Source organism: Wolbachia endosymbiont (group A) of Epistrophe grossularia, from assembly GCF_947251435.1.
In the GTDB taxonomy this organism is placed as follows: Bacteria; Pseudomonadota; Alphaproteobacteria; order Rickettsiales; family Anaplasmataceae; genus Wolbachia; species Wolbachia pipientis.
Genome location: NZ_OX366363.1, coordinates 159,245 through 179,385, shown reverse-complemented (window position 1 = coordinate 179,385; position 20,141 = coordinate 159,245). Strand labels below are relative to the sequence as shown.

Below are 20,141 nucleotides of genomic sequence, written 5' to 3'. Positions count from 1 at the left end.
CTAAAATTCTTTGGACACCAAGTCAGCAATAAATTCCTCTTCAATTTCAGAATTAGTCAATTTAGTATAATAAATTAAAGCAATACTAGTAGCCATTTGTTTTAACTGATCAGTATATTCAGATTTAAATTCTGCCACTTTTTTTTCAATAAGCTTGCTCTTTTTTTTGTCTTCCTCTTCTAATATATTCTTAACATTAGCTCTCATTTCTTCTACCTGAGCAAGTGCATCATCTATGATTTTTTTTGCCTGTATTCTAGCTTGGTTTAAAGCGGCATTATACTTGGCAACCTGATCTTCCGTGAGTCTTAAAAGATGAACAGAACTATTAAAAGAATCCAATACTTCTTTACTTCTAGTGCTTATTATTTCATCTAACTTTGGCAAAAATAAACAACTTACTACGAAAAAAAGTGAAGAGAAAAAAATTAAAAACCAAAAAACTTGAGAAAAGAAGGTTGAAACATCAAGCTGTGGCATCTGTTAAGCAGCAAATATTAATAACATTGCAAGTACAAACGCAAGCAATCCCATGATTTCAACCATGGCAGCACCAATATAAACATAACTTTTCATTTTACCTTCTGATTCAGGGTTTCTCGCAATCCCATTTAACATAGCAGAGAAGATATTAGCTATACCTAAACCAGCACCGAGCATTCCAAACACAGCTAAACCAATTGCTATAAATTTTAAAGCTACTAAATCCATATATTACCTTTAATTATTTCTTTATAATATAATTGTAAAATATTCTACAAGGAAGTCAATTACTTTACTGCATCTGACAAATATACACATGTTAATATAGTAAATATATAAGCTTGTAAAATTGCAACAAATACTTCAAATCCTATCAATGCAATTATGAACAAAAACGGCGCAGGAGTGAAAAATATGTTCATATTTACAATAAACCCTGCTATCACTTTGATGATTGTATGACCAGCAATCATATTTGCTGCAAGCCTTATTGATAGGCTAACCGGCCTTACTAAATAAGCAAACAACTTAATAATAATTATTATAGGTGCAAGCCACGAAGGAGTTCCTTTTGGTAGCAATATGCGTAAAAATTCTACTCCCCTTTCCTTAAACCCAACAATCGTTATATAAATAAAAACCACCATCGATAAAGCGAAGGTGACTATCACATGACTTGTGACCGTGAAACTATAAGGAAGAACACCAACCAAATTACATGATAAAATGAAAATAAACACTGTAAATATCAATGGAATGTGCTGCAAGCCTTTGCTTCCAGTGTTATTTTCTATTATTGAAATAACAAAATCATATACATACTCAACTGCAGCTTGCAAATATCCTGGTATTACTGACCCCTTCTTTATTCCAAAAAGCAAAAAGAGTATCACCAATATCACCGAAATCATCGTGAAAAGAGATGAATTGGTAAAGCTTACGTCATACCCAAATAACCTAGGTAACTCTATTACCGTATATACTTTAAACTGTTCCAGCGGATTTAATGCCATTTTAATCTGAATTATAAACAGTAAATAAAGTATGAATTTTATAGGACAAAGTCAAGAATTAAGATAAGGCTCTGTATTATTATAACATTAACATATTAACAAAATATGTAATTAGAATGTTAATTACAGTCAGCTCTGTATTTTAAAATTTACTAATCTTGTTAAATTATTCAATATCTTGACTTAATATCTTATTTTGATTATAATTTAATTTTTAGTGAGGTATATAATGAACGAAATAGATTTTATTAACACTAATCATCCTTTAAATTTGGAGCAGGAATTTGGTAACGGATACATCGAATCAGTAGATTGTTTCCTTGACGAAGATACTCGCGATTATTACATAGGACTCAACAATGCAATAATACACTTCTTTTTTGATGGTAACATTGATGAGGATGCCTGGGATTATGAAAGTCTTAAATTCTTTCTGGAGATAGATTTAAAAGGTGATATAGAAAAAATTCTTTCTCTTCGCAAGAAGATATAAAGTTACAAAAGCTTCTACATCATAAACAATGATGTAGAAGTATTCCACTACAACAAGCTTTAAAAGCACTACATTTTATATTACAATAACTTTTTTGTTTCTTGTTAGATCGATGAAATTCACGTTATCTTGGTTACTGGAGTATTTAGAAACCAATGCTAGTTTAGAAGAAATTACCGATAAATTAACTCACATAGGGTTAGAAGTAGAAGATGTGATCGACAATACCAAATTAGCTGGTTTTATTGTTGCAGAAGTATTAGAGGTGATACAGCATCCAAATGCTGATAAATTAAAATTATGTAAAGTAGATGACGGAAGTAAAATTCTACAAATAGTTTGCGGAGCAAACAATGTTAGAGAAGGTATGAAAACTGTGCTTGCATCTCTTGGTAGCACATTGCCAGAAAGTGATTTCACAATCAAGCCTACAAAAATACGAGGAGTGCTAAGTGAAGGGATGCTCTGCTCTGCTTCTGAACTTGCGTTGGTTCAAGAGGAAAGTGAAGGAATAATCGAGCTTTCCGATGATTATAAAGTAGGGGATAAATTTTTCAATTGTGACCCTGTAATTGATATAAATGTTACTCCAAACCGTGGAGATTGCTTAGGCATTTATGGAATAGCTCGCGACCTTGCTGCAACTGGAATTGGAACATTAAAGACTTTAAGCATTCCACAACTTACCAGCTCCATAAATTCACCAATCGATGTTGAAGTTACTGACGGAGAAAGTTTTATTAGTGGAATATACATCGCCAATGTAAAAAATCAAGAAAGCCCAAAGTGGCTAAAAGATAAATTGGAATCGATAGGAATGCGCTCCATTTCTACAATAGTTGATATCACGAACTATATTATGATATCTTTCAGCCGCCCAATGCACGCGTATGATGCAAAAAAAATAGAAGGAGAGCTCACAGTACGCAAAGCAAACGACGGAGAAAAATTTGCTGGTTTAAACGGTAAAGAATACTTATTAAACAAAGACATGAGCGTTATTGCAGGTGATAAAAATATTCATGGAGTTGCTGGAATTATAGGTGGAAAGTGCAGTGGATGTACACTTGAAACTACTGATATCTTTTTAGAGTCTGCTTGGTTTGACCCTATATCTATCGCTAAATCTGCAAGGCAAATAAACATCTCCACAGACGCTAGTTACAGATTTGCACGTTCTGTTGATCCCGAATTTACTTTTGATGGACTCAACCTTGCAGCTAAAATGATTCTGGATTTATGTGGTGGAGAAGCCTCAAGCGTAGTGTCTGCTGGCAGCTTAGATAGGGCTGACACCAAGGTGAGCTTTGATTACCAAGATGTAAACAAGTTTGGAAGTGTATCTGTATTGCCTGATGAAGCGTTCGATATCTTGACGAAACTAGGGTTTAATATTGATAAAAAAACCGAAGGCAATTGGAATGTACAAGTACCAAGCTGGAGACCGGACGTGACAATACCGGTTGACCTAATTGAAGAAGTAACAAGGATATACGGCTATGACAAAATAAAAGAAGAACCACTACCAAATAATGTTGAAGAAGTAGATAGTACATACGACAATTTGCGTATTTTGATGACAAACAGAGGGTTTCATGAAGTGCTAACCTGGTCGTTTATGAGTGAATCAACAGCTGAAAAATTTGGTTACTCGAATAAGTTATTTATCATCGATAATCCGTTTAACAATAACTTTAATATAATGAGACCAAGTATTATGCCAAATTTATTGCAAGTTACTGCTGATAATATTGCCCATGGAATATCTGATCTTGCAATCTTCGAAATCGGGCCGATTTACGATGGTGAAGCTCAGTCTAAACATGTTTTAAGTGGAATAAGAACAGGAAATAATTTACCGCGAAACCATTATAATACTAATAGGAAAGTAGATGTTTTTGACGCAAAGGCTGATTGCATAGCAGCTTTGGAGTTTTTTAACGTCAATTGCGATAATTTAACGATAGAGAGAGCAGAAAAAGAACATTACCACCCAGGAAAGTCAGGCACTCTCTCTTTTAAGAATAAAGTAGCAGGTTATTTTGGAGAGTTGCATCCTAATATATTAGATCTTTTTGACATCAAGCAAAAAGTTGTAGGTTTTGAGGTGATATTAGAAAATATTGAAAATTTACCTGTAAGTAGAAAGAAATTTATCGATTATAAATACCAAAGTGTAAAACGTGATTTTGCATTTATTGTAAATAAGGATGTGAAAGTAGGTAACATAATCAATGTGGTAAAAAAAAGCTCAGAGCTCATCACAGAAGTTTTAGTATTTGACGTATACCATGGAAATAATATAGAATCGAATAAGATGTCTATAGCATTGTCAGTTACTTTCTGCTCTCCAACTCACACTTTAACTGAAAAAGAGATCCAAAAAGAATCAAGTGCTATAGTTAATTTAGTATGTGAAAATACCGGAGGAACTTTGAGAACTTATCGTTGAGTCACAATCATAGTTTCCTGCCGTTGCTGTGTCACACTTACTTCATCCAATTTATTTCCAATATTGAATTCAATATCCTTGAAAAATCTATCCCACATTCCATGCAAATGCTCTTCTATTTTAGGCCACACATCATTTTTAAATGTTACCCCATCATCAGAAAATAAATTACCTAAAAAGGCTCCAACACCTTCATAATTTGACTGAAAACATTGAAGAAATGTCTCTCCTTCTTTATAAGTATTATGTGCCACATTTAACGCTTTTCTCTCTGTAGTCTCTTTATAAGCATTTGATGCTCCAATCTTTATTGCACCAAACATAACTTTACTCCAGTTCTTAACTTTCTGTATACAACCTTCACTATTTCCTGGTATATTATTTATTATATCTTTTGTCAAATTATCTATCAAAGGAGACAATAAACCTTGATAAAAGTGCTTGATATTATTTTTTGTTTTTATCACAGGACTTTTTATGCATTTTTCTGCCAAATAGTATTCAAGTTCCGCTTCCTCTAACAACTTCTTAACTGCTTCTTCGTTAAAAGTTTCACGCTCGAACTCCTTCAGTAAATCATCCTCTATTATTGCAAACTTTATTTTTTCGCGAGATTCTAGTTCTTCTATATAATCATTTTTTGTTTCTTCATTTATCAACAATCCTTTTTCTTCTAATTCTAACTGTTTTAATGCTTTGAGAATTTCTTGGTTATTTTTCAAATGCTTCTCTATTAATTTTGTACTTGGATGCTGTTCTCCTTTCCTATTTCGCTCACCTTCTAAATATTTGTTTAAATCCTCATTTTCTTCTATTACTTTCCTTAACGATATAGGTTGCTCTAAGCATTCTGGAATTTCCGCTCGGTGCGCATTAATCCTCTGTACTAAATCCGGCTCCTTTTCCTCTAACAGCTTACATGAATCCTCTATACCCTTTGCTTGGCCTTTGAGTACATTTTGTATTTTGCATTTCGTTATTTCTAAATATATCTTTGCTACAAAAGCATTTACTTTATCTGAAGCTTCTTTTAAATTCTCACTCAAAGAACCTTTTATCTCCTTTTCTAAATCCCGAAACTGGTCTATTAAGCTGAGCATGCCTAATAGGCCTAACTCACCCTTGGCTTTTTTCATTACTGATTTTACTAGCCTTTGCTCAACTTCTTGATCATCATACTCGAACTTAAAAAGACCTTCTAACCTTCTTCTTAAAACATCACCTGCTAAATTATTCTTTTTTACATCTCCATATATTTCTTTCAATTTTTCATGTATCCTAATATATCTTTTTTGTCCTTCTTTTTTTAAAAGATTAATCTCTTCTTTAGCATTACCTAGAGCTGTCTCTGTTTCTCTACTATGTATATATTTATAAACATCAATAATTGTTCTCTTAGCTATCTTCCCTTCTTCTTTAAGCCGCTTCCATTCTGCTTTAAATATAGGAAGCTCACTATCATCTAAAACATCCGGTACTTTTGCTCCTGCTTTTTTCAGATCTCTTATTATCACTTCTTTCTCACCTGGTAATTCCTTACCTTGACTCTCTAATTCCTGTCTCACTAAAGAATTTTTTATCTCATCTTCCAGTGAAAAACCTTCTTTCCGTCTATCCAGCTGAAACCTAACTGCTTGTATAAAGGCAACTTGATAGGCGTTGTATATTAAGTGAGTTGTCAACTTAAAATCTATGCTACTTACCACTTTTAACCTGAATTCGTCCAACAATTCCTTCAATTTATCATATGTAATCTCTTTCTTTTCTAGCTTTATCAGTTCTTCCATAGTCTTCGCAAATTCTTGAATAGAAGTTGCAAGCACATTCTTGATCTCATTACGTAAAGGCTTAAGACCATTTTTTAAGTGGATATTAGCTGATAATTTCAGTATGGTATTATGTTCTGAATCACGTGCAACATTAAACCAACTACCATCTTTATCTTCGTATAAATCTCTAAGTAGTTGTTTAAATTGCGGTGGAAACTTAACTTCCATATTCCACTTAATGTCTGCTTCAATAGCCTCTATCTCATGAAAAGACACCTCAATATTTTGGTGTTCATTTTGACATAACCCATTACTTATTTTAATAGCAGCAATCAAAAAATGAGATAATTTTTTATTTAAAAGATAAAAAGTAGCCAAAGCGAGTGTTGCAGGAATAAGTAATGCTGCAAGCACAGCGATATTAACAAGAATCACTATTGCAGCAAGAACACCATATGCCAATCTTTTTGCTGTACTTTCACTTACTTCACTTTTTTTTGTTTTATTCTCCTCTGAACTGATTTGTGTCTTATCATTTGTTTTTAATTTATTATATACGGCTAATCCTAACGCAGTGAAAACTATATAAGGAAACATTAAAACTGATAGAGCTAAATTTAATACTTTCTTCTCCGGGCAAGCTCGATTTACCTCTTTAAATATTCTACTTGATATATTATACCAAGAAGTAAAAAAATCAGAGTTATAATCTTTATAATGAAATATACTGAGTGGAACGTTAAAATTAGCTAACGGCTCTTGTTCTTCCACAGCATCAAAAAATTCTTCTTCCTCTTCTGAAGTAGCAAGACCTAAATCATTCCCTTCTTCTACATTAGAAACAGCTTCCATAGCATCAAAAGACTCTTCCTCTTCCAAAGTAACATTGGAAATAGATTCTACTTTACCTAAATCATCACTATTGTTATTTAAGTCAACAACTTTCTTACAATCTACAACAGCATGCATACCATAACCTTACCTCAAGTAACCTAAGTATAGCATAAACAATGACAACTTTCAACTACTAATAATTTAACCTAATACCAACTATCAAATTTTGGTACTCCTTAAAATAAAAGTTAGTTCCAATTTCTGTATTAATGTCCAAAGATAAGGTAAGGGTCTGCTCTTTTATATATTCAATCCACGTATTTATTGCTTCCTTAATTTTCTCATCTTCTGTTTTGATTATTACTCTGATTCTATCGGACATATGAAAATCAGCTTGTTTCCTGGTTTCCTGAATGAGCCTCACGACATCTCTTGCAAGCCCTTCTAGAATTAATTCATCATTTAGTTCAGTATTTAGAATGACAATCCCTTTATTGTTATCAAATACAGAGGAATATTCACTGTTTGCTTTTAACAATAGTTCATATTCGCCTTTTTCTATAATATAGTTCTCTGATTCGTCTCCTAGAAATATCTGCTCATTCTCAACTTGCTTCCATTTTCCCTCCTTGACATATTGAACTAGCTTCTTGATTTTGTCTGGAATTCTTTTCCCAAGCAGTGGGAAATTTAGCTTTAACTCTAGTGATGCAATATCTTCAAGTCTGTTTACTAACTCCAGTTTTTTTACATTTACCTCATCTTTTATCATCTCCTGGTACTCATTTGAATCTGCAGCACACTGGATCCCAGTGTCAGCTACTTGGATAACAGGAGAGAACTCTGGGATGACAGAAAGCGGTTCACCTTCAAGAAAACTACAGGAAGACTGATGATAAATGATCATACTGCCAAGCGGCTGTCTGATACGTATATTAAAAGTGTTTCTGATCGAAAGTGCAGAGTTGCACACCTCTCTCACTAGATCCATCTTGGCAATGAGCTGACTATCAAACTTCTCTAATTGTGGAAAATTAGCCAAATGAACAGATGTTTCTTCATACTTAAGCCCTTGCCATATATTCTCTGTTATAAGTGGCAACAAAGGAGCTGCAGCTCTTAGTATGTAATAAAAAACCGTATATAGAACATTATAAGCATCAGTTTTATCCTGATCCAAATCACTTTTCCAAAAACGCTCGCGACTGCGACGAATATACCAATTATTTAGCACTTCAAAAAAGTTCATTAAAATTTTGCAAGCCTCTTGGGAGTTATAGCTGTTCATAGAAGCTTGGATACTTTCTATAGCTTCAAAACATTTGGAAATCATGTAGCGATCAATAGTACTTTGATAATCCTTACAAACTTCAGCTTTAATTCCATCTGCATTTGCATACATAGTAAAAAAGTGATAACTGTTCCAAATAGGTTTTATTACGTTTTTCAGAACATCTCGTATTGAGTTTCCTTCTTTATCGAGTAGCAAATTACCACCACAAACAATAGATCCAGAAAGCATAAGAAAACGCAGTGCATCAGAACCGTATCTATCAAAAACCTCCATTGGATCTGCATAGTTATTCAAACGTTTGGACAATTTTTGCCCTTTTACATCCAAAACAACACCGTGGCATATGCAGTTCTTAAATGGTTCCCTATCAAACAAAGCAGTGGACAATACAAAGAGCGTATAAAACCACCCCCTGGTTTGCGCTATGTATTCAGTGATAAAATCCGCAGATTCAAACCACTCCTTATTTTCAAACGGATAGTGGATTTGCGCAAATGGCATCGAGCCAGATTCAAACCAGCAGTCAAACACGTCAGGTACACGGCGCATAACTGATTTTCCTGTTGGATCATCAGGATTTGGTCTTGTTAAAGTATCGATAAATGGTCCGTGCAAATCGTCTATTTTAACATTAAAATCTCTCTCCAGTTCTTCTATTGAACCATATACATCTACTCTTGGATATCTCGCATCGTCTGATTTCCATACAGGGATTGGCGTACCCCAGAATCGATTGCGTGAAATTGACCAGTCGTGTGCCCCTTCAAGCCATTTTCCAAATTGACCATCTCTAATGTGGTTTGGTATCCAATTAACTCTCTTATTTAGCTCTACCATTCTGCTTTTGAATTTTGTAACAGCAACATACCAAGAAGGCATAGTGCGATAGATCAAAGGAGTGTCAGTTCTCCAGCAGTGTGGATAATTGTGAATATATTGTTCAGTTTTAAACCAATTCCCTTGCTCTTTTAATTTTTTTATTACTGTATCATTGGTATCAAAAACATGAACCCCTGCCAAATCTGAAATTTCAGCAGTAAATTTTCCACTGTTATCAATTGGACAAATAACTGGAATATCATGGCTTTGGCAAAGGTAAAAATCTTCCTCACCAAATCCAGGAGCAGTGTGCACAACGCCAGTACCATCTTCTTCCGTCACATAATCAGCAATAAAAACGCGAAATGCATTTTTTGTGTCTTTAAAATAGTCAAACAGTGGTTTGTAAGAAAGACCTGCAAGATCATTCGCTTTAAGTTTTATATTGCAGTTTTCATATGGAATATTGCTTTGTTCACAGTGGCTGACAAATTTCCCTAAATAACTTTCAGCGAAGATGTAAACTTCATCGTTAACTAGATCTTTTGCATTATCCCCTGTCATCCCAGTAGCCCCCTCCCCTGTCATCCCAGTGCTTCGACACTGGGATCCAGAAATAGATTCCAGCGTCACGCGCTGGAATGACATCAAAGGGTGGACTGACACTGCACAATACTTAATATCTTTTCCTATTGCTAAAGCCAAGTTGCTCGGCAACGTCCAGGGAGTTGTAGTCCAAGCAAGTAATTTACACTTTCGTTTAACACTTTTAAATTGCTGTGGGTTTTCTAAAAGCTCAAATGCAACAGTTACAGCTTTGCTAACTTTTTCTCTATACGCGTTATCAAGCCTTGTTTCGAAATTAGATAATGGAGTTTCGCATGCCCAGCTATATGGTACAACGCGCACTGATTCATACACCAGACCCTTATCATAAAGCTGCTTGAATGCCCACATGACCGACTCCATGAATGATTTATCCATAGTCTTATAGTCATTGTGAAAATCTACCCATCTTGCTTGTCTATTGACATATTTTTCCCACTCTGATGAAAATTTCATCACAGAAGTACGGCAATGATCGTTAAATTTATCTATACCAAACTTCTCTATCTCAGTTCTACCAGATATTCCAAGTTCTTTTTCTGCACCCATCTCAGCCGGCAATCCATGGCAATCCCAGCCAAATCTACGTTCAACCCTTTTTTGAAGCATAGTTTGATATCTTGCAAATGCGTCTTTGATGAAACCAGTGAGTAAATGTCCATAATGCGGAAGTCCATTTGCAAATGGAGGCCCATCATAAAACACAAAACAATTATCCTTAGAACGTTCTCCAACTGACCGCTCAAAAACTTTATTTTCCTGCCAAAATTTTATGATTTCTTTTTCTAACGACGAAAAATCAGGACTACTTACTGTATCAGGATAATGCTTTGACTTCATGTTCGCTATGTAAAACTAAAGAATATAGGGCTTTCTGAAAAATTACAAATTCAAAAATATTTCCGTAGCTCACATCCCAGCAAACTATTCTGCCGAGCTTCTAATACCTTTTTTTAAGTTTTACTTGCAGTTTTTATTGTTTTACTTAACATTAACCCAAGCTTTAGGGGTATTTTATGGATCAGAAGACAGATAAGTTTCCACAATTTTTAAAAATGTTGTGCTTTGTTGAAATGTGGGAACGTTTCTCTTACTATGGAATGAGGGCACTTTTGGTCCTATTTTTGACTTCTCACTTAGGTTTCACTGATGAGAGGGCCTTTACTATTTACTCATTATTTGCTGCAACAGGTTATGCTATACCAATACTTGGAGGTTTTTTAGCTGATAAGTTGATGGGATTCCGCAACATGTTGTTGCTTGGAGGGATAGTGATGATAGCAGGTCATGCTTGCATGTCATTGGTTAAGTTTGAACCAGGTTTATTATATTTAGGTTTATCTCTAATAGCCATAGGTACTGGTATGTTTAAAGGGAACGTAACTAACTTACTTAGTTCATGCTATGGCAAAGACGATCCTGAACGTAGCAGAGGCTTTACTTTATTTTACGTAGGTGTGAATATTGGAGCAATATTGGCTTCTATTTCATGTGGTTATGTAGCCCACTTGTTTGGCTGGCACTACGGCTTTGGTTTAGCTGGTATTGGGATGTCTATAGGGCTAATCTTTTTTCTCAAATTTCAGAATCTTTTAGGAGATAGCGGCCTTTCTCCTTATCCAGAGCTTATGAATAAGCGCATATTAGGGATTAAAATTTTTGGTATAGTATTGATAGGAAGCTTTCTGTCATCATCAATAATTGCTAAAATGCTTATACATAGTGAATTTTTTACTAATATGCTCATATTTATTGGAATAACAGCTCTGGGCATATTTATTTATATAATATCTAAATTATCAGCAGAACAAAGACGAAAATTAGTGGCATTATCTATTCTTGTGGTATTTTTCTTGTGTTTTTTTGCTTTAGAAATGCAGCTTGGCTCTTTGGTTAACTTATTCACCGAAAGAAACGTTATTAACAATGTATTAGGTATAACAACCCCAGCTTCAGTTTCTCAAGCCATAAATCCTTTGTCAATTATAATATTTGGCTTTCTTTTTGGAACATACATGAAGTTTAAGCAAAAATATGCAACTTCCATGTTTACCCTTGGCCTTCTGACAATGGCTATGTGTTTTTTCACACTGTACATAGGATGTTTAAACTCTAACATTGAAGGTAAAGTAGAATACTTATATTTAATAATTGCTATCTCCTTTATGGGACTGGGAGAATTATGTATTGCTCCATTAGTCCAAGAACAAGCAACTACACTAGCCCCCAAAAACCTTAGAGGAGTAGTGATGGGTATAGTAATGCTGTCATTAGCGTTTTCTAACCTAGCCGGAGTTGCAATATCAAAATTTATGTCAGTTCCTTCAGTAAATGGTAAAATAAATTATTTAGAATCTTTAGAAATATATAAAGAGGGTTTTTTAAAGGTGGGAATATTTAATTTAATGCTCGTTATTGTATTTTTATTCTTCTTCAATTTTATACATAAAGTTGTTACTAACTCATCTTGTACAAAAAATTGATATAGGTAAGCTCAAATTTGTAGGTTTAAGGTACCCGTTCAGCAGAGGTAGCAATTAAACTTTGTAACTTTTGAAAAAGATTATGATTGCATTTTTTCAATACTCTTTGCTTAAGATTTATATTTAACGCTGCTTAAAATCAGTGAAATGCACACCCCAGCAAACTACTCTGCCGAGCTTCCAACACTTTCACATTTACTATTTTGTCCCTGTATTTATCTTCAGAATCATCAATGCACACTGATTGCATATATGGGCTTTTACCAATAATTTGGTTTTGGTGTTTACCTTTTTTATCGCTAAATAGAACAGGTATAGTTTTACCTACCATACTCTGGTTAAACTCAAGTTGTTGCTTACTAATTAATTTCTGTAAACGAAGAAGGCGCTCTGTTTTAACCTCTTCTGGTACTTGATCTTTTCTTTCCGCTCCCGGTGTGCCTGGTCTTGGGCTGTATTTAAAACTATAAGCCTGAGCATATCTAACTTTTTCTACTAATTTCATAGTTTCTTCAAAATCTTTTTCGGTTTCTCCAGGAAAACCAACAATAAAATCAGAAGAAAATTCGATTTTAGGTTTCAATTTGCGAAATCTGTCTATTATTTCCAAATACTCCTCTGCAGTGTGTTTCCTGTTCATCGCGTGCAATATTTTATTCGAACCAGACTGCACAGGCAGGTGAACAAACGGCATGAGCTTTGGCTCTTCCGCATGTGCCAAGTAGAGAGATTCATGCATATCTCTTGGATGAGAAGTTGTATAACGAATCCTCTCTAGCTTTTCAATTTTAGCAATATGACTAATTAATTTTCCTAAATCCCACACTTCCCCTTCGCACTCCCCATGGTAAGCATTGACGTTCTGACCAAGCAAATTGATCTCATTTGCCCCATTTGCAACTAATTTCAATGCTTCACGAAATATTTCATTCACTGGCCGTGAATACTCAGCTCCACGAGTATAGGGCACTACACAAAACGTACAAAATTTATCACAACCCTCTTGTATGGCAAGAAACGCAGAAGACCCCTGGCTATTGCCATAGCATTCATCTGGCAATTTATCAAACTTTGCAACTTCAGGAAAATCAGTGTTTATTACATGACCTTTACTTCTGCTTGCTTTGACTATCAGCTCCGGTAAGGTAGCGATACTCTGCGGACCAACAACAATATCAACAAAAGGAGCCCTTCTGAACACTTCTTCTCCCTCTGCTTGCGCTACACACCCAGCCACCACTATAGTCATTTCTTTTCGTAACGAATGAATCTTCCCAAGCTCTGAGTAAAGTTTTTCTGCTGCCTTCTCTCTAATGTGACAAGTATTCAGTATCACTAAATCGGCTTTCCCTGCATCACTAACAACGTTGAACCCCAAAGGTTTAATTACATTTTCCATTAAAACGGAGTCATAAACGTTCATCTGACAGCCGTAAGTTTTAATATATAGGCCTTTCATATTTGGTATGTCTTTTTCAAAATTTCTTCACCCTACACGTAAATGTCTAACAGACCAGCGCGTGACGCTAGTGAACTTGCTAGCACAATAGATTTTGACAAAATTATACGAAAAACTGGATCTCAGTGTCAAGCACTGGGATGACAAGTTCTCGGCAACCCCTACGTCATACCATCACGGTATCTCTAGATCCCGCTAACAAGTAGCGGGATGACGGTTGTCAGGGTGTCATGAAAGTAGCTAACACTGGCTTCCATCCAAGAGGGCAGTGCCCTCTTCTTGTCATCCCAGTGCTTGACACTGGGATGGCTTTGTTGCATCGCTACTTATGAAAGGCTAACTATAGTTAGGATTATAAGCAACCTATTGAAAATCTTGTTTTTTTGCAATCAATCTGATCAAATTTAAGAATAGTAATTTGTTATTTATATTAATAAATTTAATTCTATTGAAAATAGCTAAAGCATTGAAATTCTTGAATTTTAGCCAGATTGGTGAGTGGTAGTGAAATTTCTTTTACTCAAATTTAGGTATTCACTGACCGTTCTTGTTATAAATACCAGAATAATAAGCTACTGATATTCCCTATCTTTTTTATCTTTAATCCATCATAGCTAGCGATGCAACAAAGCCCACTGGGATCCAGGAAAAAGAATGGTGTCATGCAAGTAGCTAACACTGGGATCCAGGAAAAAGAATGGTGTCATCCGAGTAGCTTGACACTGGCATCCAGGAAACTTAATTGCAAGTAATGCATTGAGTTTGGTGAGTATGGGTTTTGCGTTATAGAATGAAGCACTTTTGGTGAATTTGTAAAGAAAGCTGGATCCCAGTGTCAAGCACTGGGATGACAAGAAAGGGAGCACTGGAATTTTTATTTCAGTATTGTACATTAGCCATGCATCTGAACAGACAATGGCGTCAACTTAAGAGCCTCCATTAGCAAACTCTCCTAAAGACATGATGGCGTTTGGGCTTATCTACCTTATCGCGGCTATACAATCGTCCTGGTCGGATTTTAACTTTAGCGCGTATACTTAAAAAGGGCTTGAAAGTTTTTTGGCGCAATAAGTACCTGATAGAGTTTCTGCCTCATTACACCAAATAAAACTGAAAAATTTAAACGATACTCAGCAATTTGATCTGGATTCCAAGGCCCTTGTGCATCACACATATGAAGCGACAATATATTACACATGACTAAGTTTGCCCAAAATTCTTGTAATACAGCCTCTAAATTTACGCCAGAAAAATTCTCTAATTCTGCACCTATTTTGAGTCGTTTATAGCACTCCTCTATATGCCACCTTAACACATAAGCTTTGCTGATATCTTCCAAAGTAAATTTTACTCGGTCAAAAAGTGAAGTAATCAATACCTCTGTTTCTCCGTTGGCTAATGTCAGCACTATAACTCTTACTTTCTGTCCTTTCATTTTATTTTTTAGCTTTTCATTTTCTAATATAAAATCGAAATCTAATTCTCCAGCGTTCCCATAGCTTGCTATAATTTCTTTTTTGCAAGCGAAAAATAAAATCTACTTCCAAATCATAATGCTGCTGAATGAATTTTACTGAAGGATAACCACGATCATAGATAAATAATAATTTCTTTTGATTTAATGAACGCATTTGAGTGATAACTTCGGGTAATTGCTCTTCCGCCAACGTTTGTTCACCTATATTCCAAGCCGCAAGACGAGCACTACAAATCAGCGAAGTACACAAATCAACAAACAAATTGCCAATGGTGCCTGTTGTTCCATTTGGTTTAAAGCGGCCAAACTCGGATACAATTTCCTCAGAGCTGGGTAATCTCATACCAGAACCATCTGCTGCAATAAGTCTATAGCCTCTCCAACTCAGGTTCATCCTGATAGGCTGTTTGGATGCTTAAATTCTTGAAAGCCTGTATGGCAAATCTTATACCTTGCTTTAGAAAAAGCTTGCTTTGAGGGTACATGTCAATGGCTCCATAAGTTCACATTCTATTCCCAAACTTTTTTTAACTAACTTTAAAATCATAGAAAATACTGTCGAAAAAGGAAGTTTTCTTGTTCGTGTAAAACTCAACACAATGGATTCTCTGAAAAGCTTTCGAGTATATTATATTTTTAATTTGTAGAATAAAATTTTTTCCTTTTTGCATGTTTCACCTAAAAAGGACACATTTTAAACTTCTTTGTTGAAATAAAATAGAAACAAAAGTGCTGTTTCCTGCGGCTTCTGGATAATTTAATGGTAAAAGTTTTAGAGAGAAATTTTATACACTATCGCTGATATTTTTCCTTAAGTTGACGCCATTGGCTGAACAGATACGAGCTTTCTGCTTTTTTTGGGTAAGGTCAGTCAAAAAGGTTTTACAACAACCATAATAACTATAACTATTATCAATACTGTAACTGCTTCATTTAAAACGCGAAAATAAATATGTGACTTCTTATTCGAACCCATTGCAAAATTTTTCCTATATTTTGCAAGTAGCATATGAATAATTAACATCAAAAGTATTGCAAATGCTTTTACATGAAACCATCCTTCATGATATGCTTCCCTAATAACCATTAGTGTAATTCCAAGACCAAGTGAGAAAAGCATTGCAGGGTTTATGATATATCTAAGTAGCCTCTTTTCCATTGTTTGAAGCAAGCTATCATTTTCCGATCCCGGTTTTACAGTTGCATGGTAGACATAAAGCCTGGGTAAATAAAGCATACCTGCCATCCACATGATAACAGAGATAACGTGAAAAGCCTCAAGCCAGTGGTAATAGTTCATTAGCAAAAATTTAAAATTCCTGGTATTGTGTTAGTTTAATGAAAAAGAAATCGATATGAAAGCAGAAAATTTCACTAAAGAACAGATAATTGGATTCTACAGGAAAATGCTACTCATACGCAGATTTGAGGAAAAAGCAGGACAATTATATGGGATGGGATTAATAGGCGGGTTCTGTCACCTATCAATAGGACAAGAAGCAGTTGCAGTTGGAACTCAAGCTGCATCAAAATTAGGTGACGCTTTTATCACAAGTTATAGAGACCATGGCTTAATGCTCGCATGTGATTCTGATCCAAATGTTGTAATGGCAGAGCTTACCGGCAAAGAAACAGGATGCTCGAAAGGTAAAGGTGGTTCGATGCACGTATTTGACGTTGAAAAAAAATTCTTCGGCGGGCATGGAATAGTGGGAGCACAAGTTCCAATTGGCACAGGAATAGCATTTGCTAATAAATATAAGAAAAAAGATAATGTGGTATTTACATATTTTGGCGACGGTGCTGCAAATCAAGGACAAGTATATGAATCGTTTAATATGGCATCTTTGTGGGAGTTGCCTGTGGTTTACATCATAGAAAATAATGAATACGCAATGGGAACCTCCGTGCAAAGGTCAACTTTAGTAACAGAGTTATATAAAAGAGGAGAAAGTTTTGGTATTCCTGGAAAACAAGTTGATGGAATGGATTTTTTCTCTGTTTATGAGGCTACAAGCGAAGCAGCGGAACACACACGCAGCGGAAAAGGGCCTATCCTGCTTGAAATGAAGACATATCGATATCGCGGTCACTCAATGTCAGATCCTGCTACTTATCGCTTAAAAGAAGAAGTTGAAGATATGAAGCAAAATCATGACCCTATAAGCACTTTAAAGAAATACATGACAGATAATAAAATGGCTTCAGAAGAAGAGTGCAAAGTAATTGATAAGGAAATACGTGATTTAGTAAAAAAGTCGGAAGATTTTGCCAAAAATAGTAAAGAACCAAGCGTTGATGAGCTGTATACTGATGTTTATAAATTTGTTAGCTAATTTTTTTATCCAGAACTGTACAAACATTGTATAATAAACGATGTCATCCAAATAGCTCCTTCTCCCGTCATCCAAGTGCCCTCCTTTTTTTGTCATCCCAGTGCTCTGACTACTTGGATCCAGCTGAGTTGGTGAGTATAAAAGTATAGCTAACGCAAGCTCTACGTCATGCCGCCGCGAACCGTCATACCGCGATTCATTCGCGGTATCTCTAGATCCCGCTAACAAGCAACGGGATGACGGTTGTCAGGCTAGCTGTCATCTCAGTAGTCTCCTTCTCCTGTCATCCGAGTAGCTGACACTGGTTCCTTTATGACGGCAGTAGCCCCTTCGGTGTCATTCCAGTGCTTGACACTGGAATGACACCAATAATTGACATTTCACTAGATATTCATTATAAATAATGGAATGCTACAAAGTATAAAAACCATATTAATAGAAGACGATAACGTTAGGCTGGATAGGTACATCAGAAGAATCTTTCCTGATCTAAAGCAATCTGTAATTGAAAAATCTTTAAGGAAAGGATTAATCAAAGTTGATGATTGCAAAGCAAAGTCCAGTGATAGAGTAAATTCTGGGCAAACTATAACGCTGAAGCACTTGAATTATATTGAAAACGCTAATTCTGATCGCAAATATAATGAAAAGTTAGTGAATCTACTAAGAGAGAACATATTATATGAAGACGAATATATACTAGCTATAAACAAACCCGCAGGGGTCATCGTTCAAGGTGGCGTAAAAGTAAAGATTAGCATGAGTGATTTGCTTGACCAAATAAGAGAGGGAGAAACATTTAAAATTGTCCATAGGCTAGATAGAGATACGAGTGGAGTGATAATATTCGCACGCAACGCTAATGTTGCCAGATACCTTATGGAAGAATTTAAAGGACGAAGAGTAAAAAAAACTTATTTAGCATTAACTTCTGGCATACCGAGCAAGGATAGTGGAACAATAGACTATCCATTGGTGAAAAAATATGTTTCAGGTCAAGAAAAAGTGGTCGTTGATGAAAATTCACCTCAGAATGCCACTACGCATTTTTCAATTATAGCAAAATCCAAACACAATGTTGCTTATTTAAAATTACAACCAATTACCGGCAGAACCCATCAGTTACGTGCACATTTAGCTCATATAAATTGCCCTATTCTTGGTGACGGTAAATATGGTGGTAAAAAAGCTTTTATTGATGGGATAGCAAATAAAATTCACCTTCATTCGCATTCTTTATCTTTAAAACTGCCAAACAATAAAGAAATCACTATCACCGCTCCTATCACTAAACACATCGAAAAATCCATTGAAGCGCTATTTTTCGACTGAAACGATTTCACCAATCAACTTTTCTGTCTTTGGCTTTAATTTGAAGCACAGATATTAGGCTAATTAATGCGCAGGCAGTAAGATAAATGCCTGCTGCAAGTTTTGTTTCGGTTTTTTCTATAAGCCACATGCATATGTATGGAGAAAGGCCACCAAAAATTCCTGCAGATATATTATTTGCTAAGCTTACGCCAGTGCATCTTACTTTTGTTGGAAACAGTTCACAAATAACAGAGCCATATATTCCAAAAGATGCACCTACTGGTATAGTAATCAATAAGTAAGTTATTATTACGACATAGTGGTTAACGGAAGATAATAATGGTAATACACATGTACCAATCAGAGATAGCATAATCAGTACAGGAATCATTACGCGTTTTCTTCCAACTTTATCAGATAAAATTGCAAAAAGTACCGCAGATGCTGCAAATACAACCTGTATTACTATCCTCATTAAATCTTTAACACTAATAGATAAAATAACTAGCTCTTTTATTGATATATTATAAAACATTATTGCTGCGTAGACAATTGCATTCTGAGCAATTCCCAGATTGATTGAAATAATAAGCGGCCTTTTATAGTTTCTTACTAGTTCTAACAATGGTGAATGTGCTAAATTATTAGCGTACTTATTAGTTTTATATGCTAAGCTTTCTTTTAATATGTACCTAGTTAAAAAACCTATTGTCCCCAAAAAAAAGCAAAAATAAAAAAGCAACTTCCATCCCCATATTTCATAGTTCTCACCTGTAACTCTTTTGCAGATAAATATCATTGTTATGCATAAGAGCGTTCCAAGGGCTCCGCTAAAGGGCTTCATACTTCCTAAGAAACCTAGATTTTTTTTATCTTTTGAATGCTCTATCGTAAATGCTGTATTAATGCTTGTTTCACCTCCTGCAGTTATTCCTTGCACTATTCTACAAAACACAAGCAATACAGGTGAAAGCAACCCTATTTCTTTATACCCAGGTATAATTCCCATAATTGTGGATGATATTGAAATTAATATTACTGAAGTAAGTAAAGTCTTTCTTCTGCCATACTTATCTCCCATATAACCAAAAATTACTGCACCAATTGGTCTAAACGCAAAACCAATTGCAAAAACACCAAGGAATTTGAGTGTACTCAAATAATGATCTTCTGATGGGAAAAAAACGTTGATGATTGTATCTGTTAATACTCCAAAAAGAGTGAGTTCATACCACACAATCATGTTACAGATCATGCCCGATAGTATTGCTTTTTGGATATTATTCATGGTCTTTCAATTTAACATAAC

At 35.1% G+C, this 20,141-nt stretch carries 14 protein-coding genes and 1 pseudogene; 5 read left to right on the top strand and 10 right to left on the bottom strand.

Annotated elements, in window-relative coordinates; translation table 11 throughout:
• From OPR28_RS00825 to OPR28_RS00815, 3 genes are read right to left on the bottom strand one after another with little or no spacing between them, the layout of a single operon-like run.
• Positions 1-480, bottom strand: coding sequence for a F0F1 ATP synthase subunit B family protein (locus OPR28_RS00825; RefSeq protein WP_065094794.1), 480 nt, complete (start codon positions 478-480; stop codon positions 1-3).
• Between the two features lie 3 nt (positions 481-483).
• Positions 484-711 (bottom strand): F0F1 ATP synthase subunit C, encoded by a 228-nt coding sequence (locus OPR28_RS00820; RefSeq protein WP_006014985.1) that lies wholly within the window; start codon positions 709-711, stop codon positions 484-486.
• Between the two features lie 59 nt (positions 712-770).
• Positions 771-1,496 (bottom strand): F0F1 ATP synthase subunit A, encoded by a 726-nt coding sequence (locus tag OPR28_RS00815; protein WP_265023288.1) that lies wholly within the window; start codon positions 1,494-1,496, stop codon positions 771-773.
• 229 nt (positions 1,497-1,725) lie between these two features.
• On the opposite strand from OPR28_RS00815, the gene OPR28_RS00810 reads away from it, so the two are divergent.
• Both OPR28_RS00810 and pheT read left to right on the top strand, forming a co-directional pair.
• Positions 1,726-1,989: a hypothetical protein gene (locus OPR28_RS00810; RefSeq protein ID WP_010962582.1), complete on the top strand. Its 264-nt coding sequence runs from the start codon at positions 1,726-1,728 to the stop codon at positions 1,987-1,989.
• A 112-nt stretch (positions 1,990-2,101) separates the two neighbouring features.
• Positions 2,102-4,441, top strand: coding sequence for a phenylalanine--tRNA ligase subunit beta (gene pheT, locus OPR28_RS00805; protein ID WP_265023287.1), 2,340 nt, complete (start codon positions 2,102-2,104; stop codon positions 4,439-4,441).
• Here the strand turns inward: pheT and OPR28_RS00800 are convergent.
• Complete coding sequence (locus tag OPR28_RS00800; RefSeq protein ID WP_265023286.1) at positions 4,432-7,179, bottom strand: hypothetical protein; 2,748 nt, start codon at positions 7,177-7,179, stop codon at positions 4,432-4,434. The two genes, pheT and OPR28_RS00800, sit on opposite strands and share 10 nt — an antisense overlap.
• 58 nt (positions 7,180-7,237) lie before the next feature.
• Positions 7,238-10,603, bottom strand: coding sequence for an isoleucine--tRNA ligase (locus OPR28_RS00795; RefSeq protein ID WP_265023285.1), 3,366 nt, complete (start codon positions 10,601-10,603; stop codon positions 7,238-7,240).
• 176 nt (positions 10,604-10,779) lie between these two features.
• Between OPR28_RS00795 and OPR28_RS00790 the strand changes: the two genes are divergently transcribed.
• Entirely contained in the window at positions 10,780-12,246 is a 1,467-nt protein-coding gene (locus tag OPR28_RS00790; protein ID WP_265023284.1) for a peptide MFS transporter, read from the top strand.
• Between the two features lie 139 nt (positions 12,247-12,385).
• Here OPR28_RS00790 and miaB read toward each other — a convergent pair whose 3' ends face one another.
• From miaB to hemJ, 4 genes and pseudogenes are all read right to left on the bottom strand, one after another.
• Positions 12,386-13,705, bottom strand: coding sequence for a tRNA (N6-isopentenyl adenosine(37)-C2)-methylthiotransferase MiaB (gene miaB, locus OPR28_RS00785; RefSeq protein ID WP_265023283.1), 1,320 nt, complete (start codon positions 13,703-13,705; stop codon positions 12,386-12,388).
• Between the two features lie 614 nt (positions 13,706-14,319).
• Entirely contained in the window at positions 14,320-14,598 is a 279-nt protein-coding gene (locus OPR28_RS00780; RefSeq protein ID WP_155968384.1) for a hypothetical protein, read from the bottom strand.
• A gap of 46 nt (positions 14,599-14,644) precedes the next feature.
• Positions 14,645-15,853, bottom strand: a pseudogene (locus OPR28_RS00775) (IS4 family transposase).
• Between the two features lie 200 nt (positions 15,854-16,053).
• The gene (gene hemJ, locus OPR28_RS00770) at positions 16,054-16,482 is read right to left on the bottom strand and encodes a protoporphyrinogen oxidase HemJ (RefSeq protein WP_265023282.1); all 429 of its coding nucleotides are present in this window, start codon (positions 16,480-16,482) and stop codon (positions 16,054-16,056) included.
• A gap of 55 nt (positions 16,483-16,537) precedes the next feature.
• On the opposite strand from hemJ, the gene pdhA reads away from it, so the two are divergent.
• Together pdhA and OPR28_RS00760 are read left to right on the top strand one after the other, a co-directional pair.
• Positions 16,538-17,518: a pyruvate dehydrogenase (acetyl-transferring) E1 component subunit alpha gene (gene pdhA, locus OPR28_RS00765; RefSeq protein ID WP_006279887.1), complete on the top strand. Its 981-nt coding sequence runs from the start codon at positions 16,538-16,540 to the stop codon at positions 17,516-17,518.
• 408 nt (positions 17,519-17,926) lie between these two features.
• Positions 17,927-18,850, top strand: a complete 924-nt coding sequence (locus tag OPR28_RS00760; RefSeq protein WP_006279888.1) for an RluA family pseudouridine synthase — start codon at positions 17,927-17,929, stop codon at positions 18,848-18,850.
• A 7-nt stretch (positions 18,851-18,857) separates the two neighbouring features.
• On the opposite strand, the gene OPR28_RS00755 is transcribed toward OPR28_RS00760, so the two are convergent.
• On the bottom strand, positions 18,858-20,120 hold the full coding sequence (locus OPR28_RS00755; RefSeq protein WP_006280528.1) for an MFS transporter: 1,263 nt from the start codon (positions 20,118-20,120) through the stop codon (positions 18,858-18,860).
• Between the last annotated feature and the right edge of the window lie 21 nt (positions 20,121-20,141).